We start from the raw sequence: 13583 nt of genomic DNA on the forward strand, positions 1-13583 counted from the left end.
TTTTTCCAATGCGTGAAATTAACGAGCATGAAGCTCAACAACAGCGCTCCCTTGATCAGAAGATTGAGCAAGGCACACCTCGACATCGAGGAACTGCTGGATAACAGCGGCGTTCGTTCGAATATGATTGCTCAGGCGTACCGTCGTCAGTTTGCCAGCGCCGGCGATGGCCATCGGCAACATCAATTGATCCGCCAGGTGGTTTCCCACCGCCGTGTTCGAATGGGCCCATTCTGTGAATTCGTCTACCGCCACATCAGCGACCTGCTCCGCGCGAACGCGTTCTTGGCCAATGCTGGCGAACACTTCGGTAACGCCAGCTTTCATGGCCGTGATCGACACAACATTTCCGGGCCCTGCCTGGTCACCCAGGTCGGTGACAAAGAGGTCGTGCCGTCCGATCTTCAGCCTCGCTGAAAGCCGGTCGACTTCTCGGTTCCCAATCGAGACAGGAATGGCCGAAACCAGCGCTCCGGCCGACACGATGGTGACGGGGTCCATTCCACCGTCCAGCTCCAGTGGCTTGAGGATTGAAGGTTCAACAGTGGCTTCGACCAGCCCCCCTCCGCCGGGGACAAAGCCATGATTGAGCAGCGTCAGTTCCACCTGCGCGCCCATACGCCGTACCAGCGGTAACCAAGCGTGTTGTATGAATTCGAAGGGCGGCGCCGCGGGGTTATGCGTCCCTCCAGTGATCCGGACGGTGCTCGGCCCATCAGCACGCAAAAGTGCAGGCAACAGCGTCTGCAATACCAACATCGTGCTGCCCGCCGTTCCGATTGCGAATGAATACTCACCAGCCTTTATGCTTCCGGGATGGAACTTAATAGTTGTCGAGTTGAGTTCCGCACCAAGGCTTTCAGCGCCACAAATCTCAGTCGCCGCTCGCACTGCGGTGAGGTGCTGGCGCAACAATCCGGGACGGGAACGCTTGCCGCGTATCCCCGTCATCCGGAACGCCCGCCCGGTGATCATCGAGAGGCTGAGGGCCGTACGAAGCACCTGCCCTCCTCCCTGGGTGCCGTCGATCAGAATCAGGTCCTGGTCCATCACCTCACCCCTTCACGCATACGACTTGGCGCAAGGTATGAACCACTTCGACCAGGTCGCGTTGGGCAGCCATCACTGCATCGATATCCTTGTAAGCCATCGGAATCTCATCGATAACAGCCGCATCCTTACGACACTCCACATGCGCGGTCGCCCGCACCTGGTCCTCGACCGTAAACACCGCCTTCGCCTTGGTGCGGCTCATCACCCGGCCCGCACCGTGGGAACAACTGCAGAACGCCTCCTCGTTCCCCAGGCCGCGCACGATGAAGCTCTTTGCGCCCATCGACCCCGGAATGATCCCCATCTGCCCCTTCTGCGCGGAGACGGCGCCTTTACGGGTGAGAAGAATGTCCTCCCCAAAATAAGTGCCCCGCTCCACGTAGTTATGGTGGCAGTCGACAGCGATCAGCCGTGACTCGAACGGCTTGGTGATAATCGATCGGACGGCGTCCAACACCGCCACCATCATCACCGCGCGGTTCTGTTTGGCGAAGTCCTGGGCCCACTCAACGGCCTCGACGTAATCATCGAAGCTGGACGTTCCTTCTCGCAGGTAGGCGAGATCCCGGTCGGGCAAGTTCACCATGTGCTTGCGCATCTCTTCACGGGCCTTTTCGATGAAATAGGTGCCGATCATGTTCCCTACGCCACGGGAGCCGGTGTGCAGCATGACCCACACGTGGTCGGTCTCGTCCAGGCACACTTCTACGAAGTGGTTTCCTGTGCCTAGCGTTCCGAGGTGTTTACGGTTGTTGGATTTTTCCAGGCTGGGGTGTTTGTCGGTGATGAGGTTGAAACGCCCCTCAAGGGCCGACCATGCCTGATCAACAAGCGCCGGGGCGGTCTCCCAAGCGCCTTTATCCCGACCGCTACGCCCCGAGGTGCGTCCGTGCGGCACGGCCTTCTCGATTGCGCTACGCAGGCCAAACAGACTGTCGGGAAGATCGCCGGCGCGCAGCGAGGTGCGCACGGCCGACATCCCGCAACCGAGGTCGACCCCGACGGCAGCGGGAATCACCGCGCCTTTGGTAGGAATCACGCTCCCGATGGTCGAGCCTTTCCCCAGATGAACGTCGGGCATGACAGCCATGTGCTTGAACACGAACGGCATCTGCGCCGTGTTCATCAGTTGTTGCCTGGCCTCGGGTTCAACCGGGACGCCTCGGGTCCACATTTTGATGGGCTTGCCGTTTTCGACCTCAAGCAGCTCGAAGGTTTGAGTGGTCATTATTTTCGCTCCTGTGATGTTCTGTTTGGAGCTCTATAGCGAGCGGCATGCCAAAGTCACTAACGGTGCACTGTATATTCTGTATTTCATTGATCTTAAACGATTAATTTAGAGATGAAGGCCTGCAGCCCAGTGAAGGCTATTCAATACAAAGACATAAAAACTATACTGCATTATCGAACTCTATCTTTTGAGATATTCCGCAATGCACACCAAGAAGACAGTCGCCATTGGAATCCTGGGCTCGAAGCTCGACCGCGTTGGCAAGGGTGAGCAGCGCTGGAACAAATGGCGTCCGACTGTCTCACTTTGCCAGCAGCCCGACCTGGTGATTGATCGCCTTGAGCTGATTCACGGGGAGGCGCGCTTTGACACGGATCTGGCGTTGAAGGTAGCGGCTGATATCGCTCAGGTGTCGCCAGAGACCGAAGTCCGCCTGCACACCATGGCGATGCGAAACGCCTGGGACTTCGAGGAAGTGTATGCCGCACTCCATGACTTCGCGGCTGACTACCCCTTTGACACAGAGCGTGAGGATTATCTTGTTCACATCACCACGGGCACCCATGTTCAGCAGATCGTCTGGTTCCTGCTGGCCGAGTCCCGGCATGTCCCAGCCAAACTGATACAGACGCAGCCGAGCAGCCTGCGGGATGATGACTCAGTGCCGGCTGGCAAACACGTTGTCACCGACCTCGATCTTCAGCGCTACGACCAGATCGCGAAGCGATTCCAAGCTGAGCGGCTGGAAGGTACGCAACTGCTCAAGTCCGGCATTGCGACCCGCAACACGGCGTTCAACCGTACGATAGAGCAGATCGAACGGGTCGCCGTTCGATCCAAGGCGCCGATTTTGATCAGCGGCCCCACAGGCGCCGGCAAGTCCTTTCTGGCACGACAGGTCTATGAGCTTAAACGGGGCCGACACCAGATCGATGGCCCGTTCGTCACGGTGAACTGCGCCACGTTGCGCGGTGATACCGCGATGTCGACGCTTTTTGGCCATGCCAAAGGCGCGTTCACCGGCGCTCAACAGGCGCGAGAGGGCTTGCTGCGCTCGGCTCACAAAGGGGTTTTGTTCCTTGATGAGATTGGAGAGCTGCCGCTCGATGAGCAAGCGATGCTCCTGAAGGCGATTGAGGAAAAGCGGTTCCTGCCGATGGGTTCTGACAGGGAGGTCGAGTCCGATTTCACCCTGATAGCAGGTACCAATCGAGACCTGCAAACACGAGTGACCGATGGCCAGTTTCGCGAGGACTTGTTAGCCAGGATCAACATTTGGACATTTGTACTGCCCGGGCTGGCCAACCGAAGGGAAGACATCGAGCCGAACATCGATTTTGAACTGCAGCGCTATGCCCGGGATCACGGCTACACGGTTCGTTTCAATGTCGAAGCTCGGCGCCGATATGTGTCCTTTGCTACCAGCGGGGACGCCCGTTGGCCGGGAAACTTCCGACAACTCTCCGCGTCGATCACCCGGATGGCCACCTTGGCCGACAGCGGCCGGATCGACATGGCGCTGGTGGAGGATGAATTGGAACGACTGCGCCTGGACTGGCGGATGCCGACCATCTCCGACCCGCTGTCGGAGCACCTGGCGAAAGCAGGTCTCGAAATTGATCTGTTCGATCGCCTTCAGCTGGAGTCGGTCTTGAAGGTGTGCAGCACAGCGGCAAGTCAGGCGGAGGCCGGTCGCAAGCTCTTTTCACAGAGCCGATCAGCCAAGGCATCGCCTAATGATTCCGATCGTATCCGTAAGTTTCTGGGTCGATTCAACATCCCATGGAGCCAAGTCAGCGAGCTTGTATAGAAGGCACGCGGTACGGAATCTGTCACTGGCTAAATAGTCGGCACTCGGCGCAACGAAGCTCGCTGTACAGGCCTCTGCTGCCAAGCCAATTGCGCCTGGACAACGGCGACCGCCTCCAGCACTTTGTGCGCCCAACCCTCATCCTCCGGATGCACCACGACCACGCGAAAGCCATGGTCATCCCCTTCGATCTGCACCCCTTCGGAATCATCAACGTGCAAGTCGATATCGAACGCTGGCGGATATTTCGAAGGCGAGTTGGACAGTCCGTGCACCGTCAGCGCACGATTGTGCAGCACGCTGTTGACCACGCCATCGACGCGAATGCCATACAGCAGCAGCCAACGACGGATATAGGACGGCGTGCGACCGGACGAGGTATAGACCCAGATGCTGCAATCCTGGCGGCGCAGCTCTCGGATCAAGGAACGTGTGCCCCTGCGCAACGGTTCACCCAACCAACGATGGACGCTGGCCGGCAGTTTGCTGTGCTCGACTTCGCAGTGGTGGAGTTGGCAGGCGAGCGTGTCATCGATATCAAACGAAATACGGATGCGTTGGCGCCTGGACATTTGCAGCGGGACAGCGCTGCGGATGGCCTGCCCTACCCGGCTACCGACGGTTTTGCATTTGGCGAGCGCCGTATACCTACCCATCAATGGCCACCTAGAGAGAAGGACGACGGCTTGCCCTTGAGAAAGAACTTCATTGGATCGGGTGCCTGTTCTTCCAGGAAAGCGGCGTATTTTTTCTTGATCTTGGGCAATTCGTACAACGCCTTGACGCCATGTTTGGCAGAGTTGCGTATGACGGATGAGGGGTTGAAGTAGCCCTCGGCGTTTTCCAGCGTCAACACGAAAGGCGGCAAGCCCGCGCGCATGAGCAGGTAGCTGACGATGAGCGACCCACTGCGGTTGTTCCCTTCAATGAACAACTGCGGCTTGCTGAGAATGCGCACATAGACGCCAGCCGCACGCTTCCAGACGGATTCGCTGCGATACGCACAATACCAGTTGTACAAGTCCTTGATGCCTCCCTCAACGTTGTTGAAGAAATGCGCCTCGGTCGCGGCCAGGTGCTGGGCGTACTCCAAGCGGCGCGCCGGGTCTCGGCCGCACAGCACCGTGGCGTTGATCTCAAGCATCAGGTTCAGTTGCTGGAGGTCGAACAGATCAACACCGCGGGCAACATAGTCGTCAACCAGCGCATAACCTTCAAGCACATTGTGCAGCACCTCGTCGGTCAGGGGATCGCGCGGCTCCGTGAAGTGCCGGCTCAGCGCGGCGAAGCGCTCTTGCACTTCCCGCAGTGCACGTTCAATCGCAGGCAAATCAAGGCGGTGCGTAGCAGGCATTGGTGCTCCTTGGGAAACGCTTGGTAAATGTCTACCGGATGCCCGCCAAATCCATTTGGCTTCTGCAGGTATGCGGCCTTGACCGGAAGTGGACTCAGCTGAACTTGCCGCTGATGTAGTCGCCGGTCATCTGTTCACGAGGGTTGTCGAAAATTTGCGTCGTCGGGCCCATTTCGACCAAGTAGCCGGTGCGCGTGCCCTGGGAAATATCCACCGAGAAGAACGCCGTGGTATCAGCGACGCGGATGGCTTGCTGCATGTTGTGGGTGACCAGCGCGATGGTGTAGTCCTTCTTCAACTCGACCATCAACTCTTCGACCCGCCGGGTAGCGATCGGGTCGAGTGCAGAGCACGGCTCATCCAGCAGCAGGACTTCCGGCTCGGTGGCGATGGCGCGGGCAATGCACAGTCGTTGTTGCTGGCCGCCGGACAGCGACAGGCCACTGACCTTGAGCTTGTCCTTGACCTCATCCCACAGCGCGGCACCTTGCAGCGCATGTTTGACCCGATCGCCGATATCGCCCTTGTAGCGATTGAGGCGCAGGCCAAACGCGACGTTGTCGAAGATGCTCATCGAAAACGGGTTGGGCTGTTGAAACACCATGCCGATGTAGCGGCGCACGACCACCGGATCGACGCCCTTGCCATAGACGTCTTGGCCGAGGAAGTGCACGTGGCCCTCGAAACGGAAACCTTTCACCAGATCGTTCATTCGGTTGAGGCTGCGCAGCACGGTGCTCTTGCCACAGCCGGAGGGCCCAATGAAGCCGGTGATCTTGTTTTTTTCGATCGGTACATGGCTGTCACGTACCGCCATGAAGTTGCCGTAGAAAATCTTGTCCAGTTTGCAGTCCATGACGACAGGGGCCTGGGTGACAAACGGAGCGGCTATTTGCGCAGTGGATACGTTCACGATCAGATGCTCCCGTTCTTAATACTTGGGCTTGCCGAAAATACGGCTGATGATGTTCACGACCAACACGATCATCACCAGCACCAGGGAGGCCGCCCATGCGAGCTCAAGCTGGTTGTCGAACGGCATGCCGGAGAAGTTGTAGATCAGTACTGCCAGCGATGCCGTCGGGTTCATGACCTCGAGGCTGCCTTGGTGGTAGATCCAGTAGTTGCTGAACAGCGCGGTAAACAACAACGGCGCTGTCTCGCCCGCGGCACGGGCCACGGCCAGCATGACGCCGGTCAGGATTGCTGGCATGCCGGTGGGCAAGATGATTTTCCAGATCACCTGCGAGCGGGTGCAGCCCATGCCGTAGGCGGCATCCTTCATGATCTTGGGCACCATCCGCATCGACTCTTCCGCCGTCAGCACGACGATAGGCAGCATCAGTACCGCCAGCGCGACGCCGCCCGCCGGTGCCGAATAAGTACCGGTGGTCATCACCACCAAGGCGTAGGCAAACACCCCGGCCAGGATCGACGGCAGCCCCGTGAGCATCTTGGCCGCAAAGCGCGCGGCATTCGCCAGTTTGCTGTCCGGCCCCAGTTCAGCCAGGAAAATCGCCGCCATGATGCCGACCGGCACCGCGATTGCCGCCGCGATGCCCACCATCACAAACGTACCGGCCAGCGCGTTGCCGAAGCCCCCGCCCATCTCGAAACCGGTCGGCGGCAGTTCGGTAAACACTTCCAGGTTCAGGCGCGCGCCGCCGCGGGTGATCAGCATGTAGAGCACGGAAATCAACGGCACGCTGGCCAGCAGCGCCCCGCTCCAGACCAGTGTGGTCAAGATCAGGCTGCGCAGGGCACGGCCCTCGAACTTGCGCTGCAGGCTGGGCATCGCGCCTGCTGGAGCCGTCAAGTCTGTTGCAGCAGTGAGATCGGTCATCACTTATTACCCCGTTGGGCATACATCATGATCAAGGAGCCGAAGACGTTCACGATCAACGTGATGAACATCAGCACCAGCGCGGCATACATCAGGACTTCAATCTCGTTCGGTCCGGCTTCGGGGAAGTTCAACGCCAGCAAGGCCGCCAAGGTGTTGGCCGGGGCGAACAGCGAAAGGGAAATGTTGTTCGCGTTGCCGACCAGCATGGCCAATGCCATGGTTTCACCCAGCGCACGCCCCAGGCCCAGCACCAGGGAGCCGAAAATACCGGTGGCAGCGGACGGCACCATGACCTTGAGAATCGCTTCCCAATGGGTGGTGCCCATGCCGTAGGCAGCCTGCTTGGTTTTCATCGGTACGGCCGTGAGCGCATCCTGCGAAACGGCGGCAATGGTCGGCAGGATCATGATGGCAAGCACCAACGCTGCGGGAAGCAGCCCCGGCCCGCTCAAGGACGTGCCGAAGAACGGTATCCAGCCCAGCTCACTGTTCAACCAGGTGGTCAGCGGCCGAATCGCCGGGATCACCACGTAGATCCCCCACAGGCCGTAGACGACGCTGGGGATGGCCGCGAGCAATTCGACGATGGTGCGAAAAATGGCGGCGAGCTTGGGGGGGAGGAAATCCTGGGTCAGGAAAATCGCCATGCTGACGCCGAAGAACCCGGCGATCAGCAACGCGATAAAGGCGCTGTAGAGCGTGCCCCAGATAGCCGGCAGGATGCCGTATTTACCCTGGTTAACGTCCCAGACAGTGCCGAGCAGCACATCAAACCCGTGCTTTTCCATGCCGGGAAGCGCCTTGCGTCCGACCTCGAACACGAGGGCAAACACCAGCGCCAGAACCAGGACCACCCCTATGCGAGCAATCGCACGAAAGGTGCGATCCACCAGGAAGTCCTTCGCGGACGGTGGCTGGCAGGCAGAATCTGGATTAACCGGTACGACAAAGGGAGTGTTCATTGGCTAATTCCGGAACAGGGGGAAAGCTCTCCCAGCATGGCTGACATGCCACACCGGGAGAGGCCTCAGGCGTTACTGAATGTTGGCGGAAGCTTTGCGAACCTGATCGACAACCGACGCCGGCAACGGGATGTACCCCATCGAGTCGGCAATTTTCTGGCCTTCGGTCAGGCTGTATTCGACCATTTCACGCATGGCCTTGGCCTTGGCCGGATTGCCGTTGTCCTTGCGGAAAATCATCCAGGTGTAGGACGTGATCGGGTACGACTTGGCGCCGTCTGGATCAGGCAACCAGGACACCAGGCTTTCTGGCATCTTCACCGCCGCCAGGGCCTCGGCACCACTCTCGGCGTTTGGCACGACGTATTGGCCGGCCTTGTTCTGCAACTGGGCGAAGTCAACCTTGGCGAGCTTGGCGAAGCCGTATTCGATGTAGCCAATCGCGCCCGGGGTCTGGCGCACGGTAGCGGTCACACCATCGTTCTTCGGCGACTTGATGAACTTGTCACTGGCCGGCCAGTTGACGGTGTTGCCCTCCCCCAGCGCCTGTTTGAAGTCTGGGTTGATGGTCGCCAGGTGTTTGGTGAATACCGCGGTGGTGCCGCTGGAATCGGCACGCACGACAACCGTGATCGGCGTATCGGACAGTTTCAGGTCCGGGTTGGCCGCCACGATTTGCGGATCGTTCCAGCGAGTGATCTTGCCGAGGAAGATGTTGGAGTACACATCCCGTGGCAACTTCAGGCCCTTGGGATTGCCCGGCAGGTTATAGGCCAGGACGATTTCCCCAGCGGTCATCGGCAGCAACTGCACGCCTTCGGCGACCTTGGCGATGTCTTCGTCTTTCATCGCCGAATCGCTGGCGGCGAAATCAACGGTTTTATTCAGAAAGTCCTGTACACCCGCGCCGCTGCCCTTGGATTGGTAGTCCACCGTGACGCCTTCGGATTTCTTGCTGAAATCCTTGAACCAGGTGAGGTAGATCGGCGCTGGGAAACTCGCGCCAGAACCCGTCAGACGGACACTTTCTGCAGCGAAGGTCGCCGAAGTGGCACAAAGAGAAAGCGTAACGGCGAGCGCAGCAGACTTCATCAAACTTTTCATTGAAAGAAATTCCTTGTGATGACGGGCCGGAGAACTCTGCAACAGTTGTGTTACGTTTTTATGAAAATCGAATGGCAAAAGGGAGCAAATGCTCCCTTTTGTGCAGCCGCACCGATGGGCGCAGCTGGAACTGTTTGGCAAAACACTGAAACGGTGTGCTGCTGATCAGTCGAGTTTGTCTCGCGAGTCCAAGGCTTCACCAATCGCGTAGAAACGCCCACCCGCAATGTAGTGCAGGCTACGCCAGGCCGGTTCGGCGCTCTCGAAATGCCAATGACCGTCGCGAAATACCCGAGTGTCGGCCCAGGCGCCGATAACCTCGCCAATGAACAGGTCGTATCGCTCCTGGTTGTGTGGTTCGGCGATCAAGCGGCAGGCCAGCCAGGCCGAGCAGCCGCTCACGAACGGCACGTCTTGGCCATCGATGGCGAACAACTCAACGCCGCTACGCGTCAGCTTGTCCGCCTCGTCAGACAGGCTGCGGTGGCCCACTTGGTACGTGAGGTCGAGCTGGGCGAGCGTGGGCACCTGGATAACGAAGTGGCCGCTGTGCTCTACCAGCTCTCGCGTCTTGGCGACCTTGTCCAGCACCACGGTCAACTTTGGCGGTGAGTAGTCCAGGGCGCAGGCCCAGGACGCGGCCATGACATTGTCCACGCCGTCGTGACGGGCGGAGACGAGGACGGTGGGGCCGTGATTGATCAGGCGAAAGGCCTTCTCCAGCGGTACCGGGGCGATGTGTTTGTTCATCGGCAACCTCCAGCGTTCAACGGTTCAGATACGCTTGCAGGCTGTCATGCCCACTGACAATCAGACCACGGATAATGTCCAGCTGCAGCCCCTGGGGATCCGGCTCTTGGTTGTCGAAACACGCCGACCACTGAATCAAGGTCTTGTCCTGGCCACTGACGGGGATCAGCTTTACCGTCATCACGTAGTCGTCCACCGGCAATGGCGCCTCCTCGAAACGGTAGGAAAAGCTCAACTGGCTGTCGTCCATCGCCAGCAGGCGCTCGCGCAAGATGGCGCCATCCTGCAAGATCAGGGTGCGAATGCAGCCGACCAGGCCGTCGGGCTGGCCGTCCTCGATCAGGCTCCGGGTAACGACCGGATGCCATTGGCTGATGTTTGCGAATTGCTTGATGACGCTCCACACCTGGGTGGCGTCGCTGTTGACCAGCGCGTTGTGGTGAACCGAAGGCATAGCAGGACTCCTGACAGGCCGCTGCCTGCCTGATTTCAATGAGCATAAGGGGGAAACGTCTGGGGTCACGCGCTCGGCGGGCATGACCCAAGACCAGTGGTTAGTGACAGCGCTCAGCCTTCGAACTGGTGATAAACCTTGGCGATGACCTTCCACGTGCCATCAATCCGGATCAACGTCAGATAGTCGTTGTAGTCGGCGCCGATGGCGTCTTTTTCCATGTCCACACGTACTACCGCGGTGGTCGGCGTAATCGCCAACACATCCAGGCGGGTCTTGATCTCCGGAGCCTTACCGTTCTTCTCGATGAAGCCAAACAGATTGGCAATCGGGCCACCCAATAGCGCCCCGTTGGTGAAGCCGTACATGACCGCATCCTTGTGGAATGCCTGCGCCACATCTTCAACGCTACCGATGCGCAGGCCATCGACATATTTCTGCGCTACCGCGATCACAGCATCGTATTCGGCCGTAGGAACGGCCTTGATGTTCTTGCTCATGATTTCTCTCCAGTCAAATGCGACGCAGGACGCGCCAGTGGGAGGCCGGCATCGCTTGACGCCGGGCTCATTGAAAAACCGCCAATTACGGAGCGATATGGGTGTGGTAAATCTTGCTGACCACCGTCCACTTGCCTTCAACCTTCAGCAAGTTGAAGAAATCGGTGAAACAGAACCCCGAGATATCGTTGGTATCGATGCGGGCACTGGCGGCGGTACCAACGATGTCAACGTTGACGATGACACCTTGGGCTTCCGGGGAAGGACGGAAAGGTGGGTTGTCGATAGTATCGAACAGACCTTGGATCGCACCGCCGACCAACTTGGCGTCGCCATCGACACCGAAAATGGTTGCCTGCTCGCTGAAGGCCGGTTTCATGACGCTGCTCTTGGCCTGCTTGCCGCCTTCGTTGTACTGGTTCAGCACGTCGACGATGGCTTGGTATTCCTGCACGTAAGTGGGGTTGCTCATGGTGTTTTTCCTGGTTCTAAATGTGTGAGAAGTGCTTGGGCGTCCACGGGGGAATCCCGTCGGGTTTCCAGCACGATGCGCCCTTACCAATCCTGCCGGGTCGGGGACACAATCAGGTCGTTTACAGTGACGTTGGCAGGTTGATTGAGGGCGTAGACCACCGCCCTGCCGATGTCGTCCGGGGAAATGGCGATCTTGTTAAGCGCCCTTGCGGCCTTGCGGCCCTCGGGGTCTTCAACCTTGTCCGCCCAACCGGTGTTGATCACGCCGGGGCTGATCGTGCCGGCACGAATACCGTGCTTGACCCCCAGCTCCTTGCGCATCGACTCGGTCATCGCTTGCACGAAAAACTTGCTGGCGCTGTACACGCCAGCGGCCTCGCCTACCTGATGGCCAGCCACAGAGGCCATGTTGAGAATGTGGCCAGATTTCTGCTCGAGCATCTGTGGCAGTACCGCGGCGATCATGTTGAGATAGCCCTTGATGTTGACGTCGATCATCTTGTTCCAGTCGTTGACAGCCATATCGGTCCAGTTGGAGAACAGCATCAGGCCGGCGTTGTTGACCAGGATGTCGAGGGCGCCGTAGGTATCCATGGCGAATCGAGCCAGGGCGCGGGACTCGTCCAGGTCGGTCACGTCGGTGACCTTGCCAACTGCGTCCACACCGCTGGCACGCAAATCCGCAACGAAAGCGTTCAGCCCTGGCCCATCGATGGCGGCTGCGACGATACGTACTCCACAAGCAGCCAAGGCACGCGCGGAAGCTGCGCCGAGACCGGAAGAGGCACCGGTGATGACGACGACTTTCTGATCCAGATAATTCATGTTTTGATCCTTCTACCTGCGCCCGGGAATTGGGCACATGGGGATAACGAGAGCCGTGGCGATCCCCATGGACAGCACTGGGGTTACTCCGCCAGCAACCTCAGTAGTTGCCATTGGGCCAGTCGATGTAGCCCTTGGCGCCGCCACCGTAGTAACTCTCACGCGGAGCAATCGTCAGCTCGGCTCCCAGGCGCAGGCGCTGGACAAGATCAGGGTTGGAGATGAACAGGCGGCCGAAGGCCACGGCGTCGATCTTGCCCTGAGCGCGGCGCTCGATGGCCATTCCCAGGTTGTAGTTGTTGTTACCGATATAAGGCCCGGTAAACAGGCCGCTCAAGGCATCCATATCGACGCCTTCGGGGACGTCGCGGCTGGTCGCCGTGGCGCCCTCGACAAAATGCAGGTAGGCAAGGTCGAGCTTGTTCAGCTCGGGCACCAGGTAACCGAACAGGCCCATGACGTTGCTGTCCGGCGGCGTATTACCTGCGTCGGGCGTCACTGGCGAAAGACGGATACCGACTCGGTCGCTGCCCCAGATATCGATCACCGCGCGAGTGACTTCAAGGGTCAGGCGCGCCCGGTTTTCGATCGAGCCACCGTAACGGTCGGTACGCTGGTTGGTGGAGTCACGCAAGAACTGGTCGAGCAGATAGCTATTGGCCGAATGTACTTCTACCCCGTCGAAACCGGCGCGCTTGGCATTCCGTGCGGCCACGCGGTATTGCTCAATGATTCCGGGAATTTCATCGGTTTCCAGGGCTCGCGGCATGGACACCGGAACGAAACCTCCGGCCGTGTAGGTACTGCCCTCGGCCTTGATTGCAGACGGTGCTACCGGTGCCTGGCCGTCAGGCTGTAGTTCGACGCTGGAGAAGCGGCCGACGTGCCACAACTGCAGCACAATCTTGCCCCCTTCAGCGTGCACGGCCTCGGTGACTTTCCTCCAGCCTGCGGTCTGCTCATCGCTCCAGATTCCCGGGGTGGCGGCATAACCCCGGCCCTGGGCGGAAATATTGGTCGCCTCGGCAATGATCAGGCCGGCTGATGCACGCTGGGCATAGTAGGTAGCGTGCAGATCGTCAGGGACACCGTCTTCGGCGTAACGGCTACGAGTAACCGGCGCCATTACGAAACGGTTGGCGAGTTCGATGGCCCCCATGCGCGTGGGCTCGAACAGATCAGTGCGGGGATTGTTATCAATCATATGCGTCTCAATTTAG

General features: G+C 59.1%; 15 protein-coding genes. 1 reads left to right on the top strand and 14 read right to left on the bottom strand.

What is annotated here, in order from left to right:
• Positions 1-18 precede the first annotated feature (18 nt).
• Positions 19-1050 (bottom strand): RNA 3'-terminal phosphate cyclase, encoded by a 1032-nt coding sequence (gene rtcA / locus ACLH0I_RS15425; RefSeq protein WP_411384653.1) that lies wholly within the window; start codon positions 1048-1050, stop codon positions 19-21.
• Positions 1051-1054: 4 nt separating this feature from the next.
• The gene (locus tag ACLH0I_RS15430) at positions 1055-2281 is read right to left on the bottom strand and encodes an RtcB family protein (protein ID WP_411384654.1); all 1227 of its coding nucleotides are present in this window, start codon (positions 2279-2281) and stop codon (positions 1055-1057) included.
• Positions 2282-2486: 205 nt separating this feature from the next.
• Between ACLH0I_RS15430 and rtcR the strand changes: the two genes are divergently transcribed.
• Entirely contained in the window at positions 2487-4094 is a 1608-nt protein-coding gene (rtcR, locus tag ACLH0I_RS15435) for an RNA repair transcriptional activator RtcR (protein WP_411384655.1), read from the top strand.
• A gap of 29 nt (positions 4095-4123) precedes the next feature.
• Here rtcR and ACLH0I_RS15440 read toward each other — a convergent pair whose 3' ends face one another.
• The 12 genes from ACLH0I_RS15440 to ACLH0I_RS15495 form a co-directional block, all read right to left on the bottom strand.
• A complete protein-coding gene (locus ACLH0I_RS15440; RefSeq protein ID WP_411384656.1) occupies positions 4124-4750 on the bottom strand; it encodes a hypothetical protein in 627 nt (208 codons plus the stop codon).
• Positions 4750-5448: a hypothetical protein gene (locus tag ACLH0I_RS15445; protein WP_186705612.1), complete on the bottom strand. Its 699-nt coding sequence runs from the start codon at positions 5446-5448 to the stop codon at positions 4750-4752. The genes ACLH0I_RS15440 and ACLH0I_RS15445 overlap by 1 nt, the downstream gene beginning before the upstream one ends.
• A 94-nt stretch (positions 5449-5542) precedes the next feature.
• Positions 5543-6304: a phosphate ABC transporter ATP-binding protein PstB gene (pstB, locus tag ACLH0I_RS15450; protein ID WP_025214260.1), complete on the bottom strand. Its 762-nt coding sequence runs from the start codon at positions 6302-6304 to the stop codon at positions 5543-5545.
• A gap of 75 nt (positions 6305-6379) precedes the next feature.
• A complete protein-coding gene (pstA, locus tag ACLH0I_RS15455; RefSeq protein ID WP_186705613.1) occupies positions 6380-7291 on the bottom strand; it encodes a phosphate ABC transporter permease PstA in 912 nt (303 codons plus the stop codon).
• Entirely contained in the window at positions 7291-8256 is a 966-nt protein-coding gene (pstC, locus tag ACLH0I_RS15460) for a phosphate ABC transporter permease subunit PstC (RefSeq protein WP_186705614.1), read from the bottom strand. Before pstC ends, pstA begins: the two co-directional genes overlap by 1 nt.
• 72 nt (positions 8257-8328) lie before the next feature.
• A complete protein-coding gene (gene pstS / locus ACLH0I_RS15465; RefSeq protein ID WP_186705615.1) occupies positions 8329-9360 on the bottom strand; it encodes a phosphate ABC transporter substrate-binding protein PstS in 1032 nt (343 codons plus the stop codon).
• Positions 9361-9525: 165 nt separating this feature from the next.
• On the bottom strand, positions 9526-10110 hold the full coding sequence (locus ACLH0I_RS15470) for a flavin reductase family protein (protein ID WP_186728327.1): 585 nt from the start codon (positions 10108-10110) through the stop codon (positions 9526-9528).
• A 16-nt stretch (positions 10111-10126) separates the two neighbouring features.
• Complete coding sequence (locus tag ACLH0I_RS15475) at positions 10127-10564, bottom strand: SRPBCC family protein (RefSeq protein ID WP_411384657.1); 438 nt, start codon at positions 10562-10564, stop codon at positions 10127-10129.
• Positions 10565-10677: 113 nt separating this feature from the next.
• Entirely contained in the window at positions 10678-11064 is a 387-nt protein-coding gene (locus ACLH0I_RS15480; RefSeq protein WP_250963709.1) for a nuclear transport factor 2 family protein, read from the bottom strand.
• A gap of 85 nt (positions 11065-11149) precedes the next feature.
• Complete coding sequence (locus tag ACLH0I_RS15485; protein WP_250963708.1) at positions 11150-11536, bottom strand: nuclear transport factor 2 family protein; 387 nt, start codon at positions 11534-11536, stop codon at positions 11150-11152.
• A gap of 83 nt (positions 11537-11619) precedes the next feature.
• Positions 11620-12363 (bottom strand): SDR family oxidoreductase, encoded by a 744-nt coding sequence (locus tag ACLH0I_RS15490; RefSeq protein WP_250963707.1) that lies wholly within the window; start codon positions 12361-12363, stop codon positions 11620-11622.
• A gap of 100 nt (positions 12364-12463) precedes the next feature.
• Positions 12464-13567, bottom strand: a complete 1104-nt coding sequence (locus ACLH0I_RS15495; protein WP_250963706.1) for an alkene reductase — start codon at positions 13565-13567, stop codon at positions 12464-12466.
• Positions 13568-13583: the final 16 nt, after the last annotated feature.

Source organism: Pseudomonas sp. MPB03 (assembly GCF_046605385.1).
In the GTDB taxonomy this organism is placed as follows: domain Bacteria; phylum Pseudomonadota; class Gammaproteobacteria; order Pseudomonadales; family Pseudomonadaceae; genus Aquipseudomonas; species Aquipseudomonas zanjanensis.

Coding starts and splice junctions, on each gene's coding strand:
- rtcA (WP_411384653.1), bottom strand. CDS start 1,050: ATGGACCAGGACCTGATTCTGATCGACGGCACCCAGGGAGGAGGGCAG.
- ACLH0I_RS15430 (WP_411384654.1), bottom strand. CDS start 2,281: ATGACCACTCAAACCTTCGAGCTGCTTGAGGTCGAAAACGGCAAGCCC.
- rtcR (WP_411384655.1), top strand. CDS start 2,487: ATGCACACCAAGAAGACAGTCGCCATTGGAATCCTGGGCTCGAAGCTC.
- ACLH0I_RS15440 (WP_411384656.1), bottom strand. CDS start 4,750: ATGGGTAGGTATACGGCGCTCGCCAAATGCAAAACCGTCGGTAGCCGG.
- ACLH0I_RS15445 (WP_186705612.1), bottom strand. CDS start 5,448: ATGCCTGCTACGCACCGCCTTGATTTGCCTGCGATTGAACGTGCACTG.
- pstB (WP_025214260.1), bottom strand. CDS start 6,304: ATGGACTGCAAACTGGACAAGATTTTCTACGGCAACTTCATGGCGGTA.
- pstA (WP_186705613.1), bottom strand. CDS start 7,291: ATGACCGATCTCACTGCTGCAACAGACTTGACGGCTCCAGCAGGCGCG.
- pstC (WP_186705614.1), bottom strand. CDS start 8,256: ATGAACACTCCCTTTGTCGTACCGGTTAATCCAGATTCTGCCTGCCAG.
- pstS (WP_186705615.1), bottom strand. CDS start 9,360: ATGAAAAGTTTGATGAAGTCTGCTGCGCTCGCCGTTACGCTTTCTCTT.
- ACLH0I_RS15470 (WP_186728327.1), bottom strand. CDS start 10,110: ATGAACAAACACATCGCCCCGGTACCGCTGGAGAAGGCCTTTCGCCTG.
- ACLH0I_RS15475 (WP_411384657.1), bottom strand. CDS start 10,564: ATGCCTTCGGTTCACCACAACGCGCTGGTCAACAGCGACGCCACCCAG.
- ACLH0I_RS15480 (WP_250963709.1), bottom strand. CDS start 11,064: ATGAGCAAGAACATCAAGGCCGTTCCTACGGCCGAATACGATGCTGTG.
- ACLH0I_RS15485 (WP_250963708.1), bottom strand. CDS start 11,536: ATGAGCAACCCCACTTACGTGCAGGAATACCAAGCCATCGTCGACGTG.
- ACLH0I_RS15490 (WP_250963707.1), bottom strand. CDS start 12,363: ATGAATTATCTGGATCAGAAAGTCGTCGTCATCACCGGTGCCTCTTCC.
- ACLH0I_RS15495 (WP_250963706.1), bottom strand. CDS start 13,567: ATGATTGATAACAATCCCCGCACTGATCTGTTCGAGCCCACGCGCATG.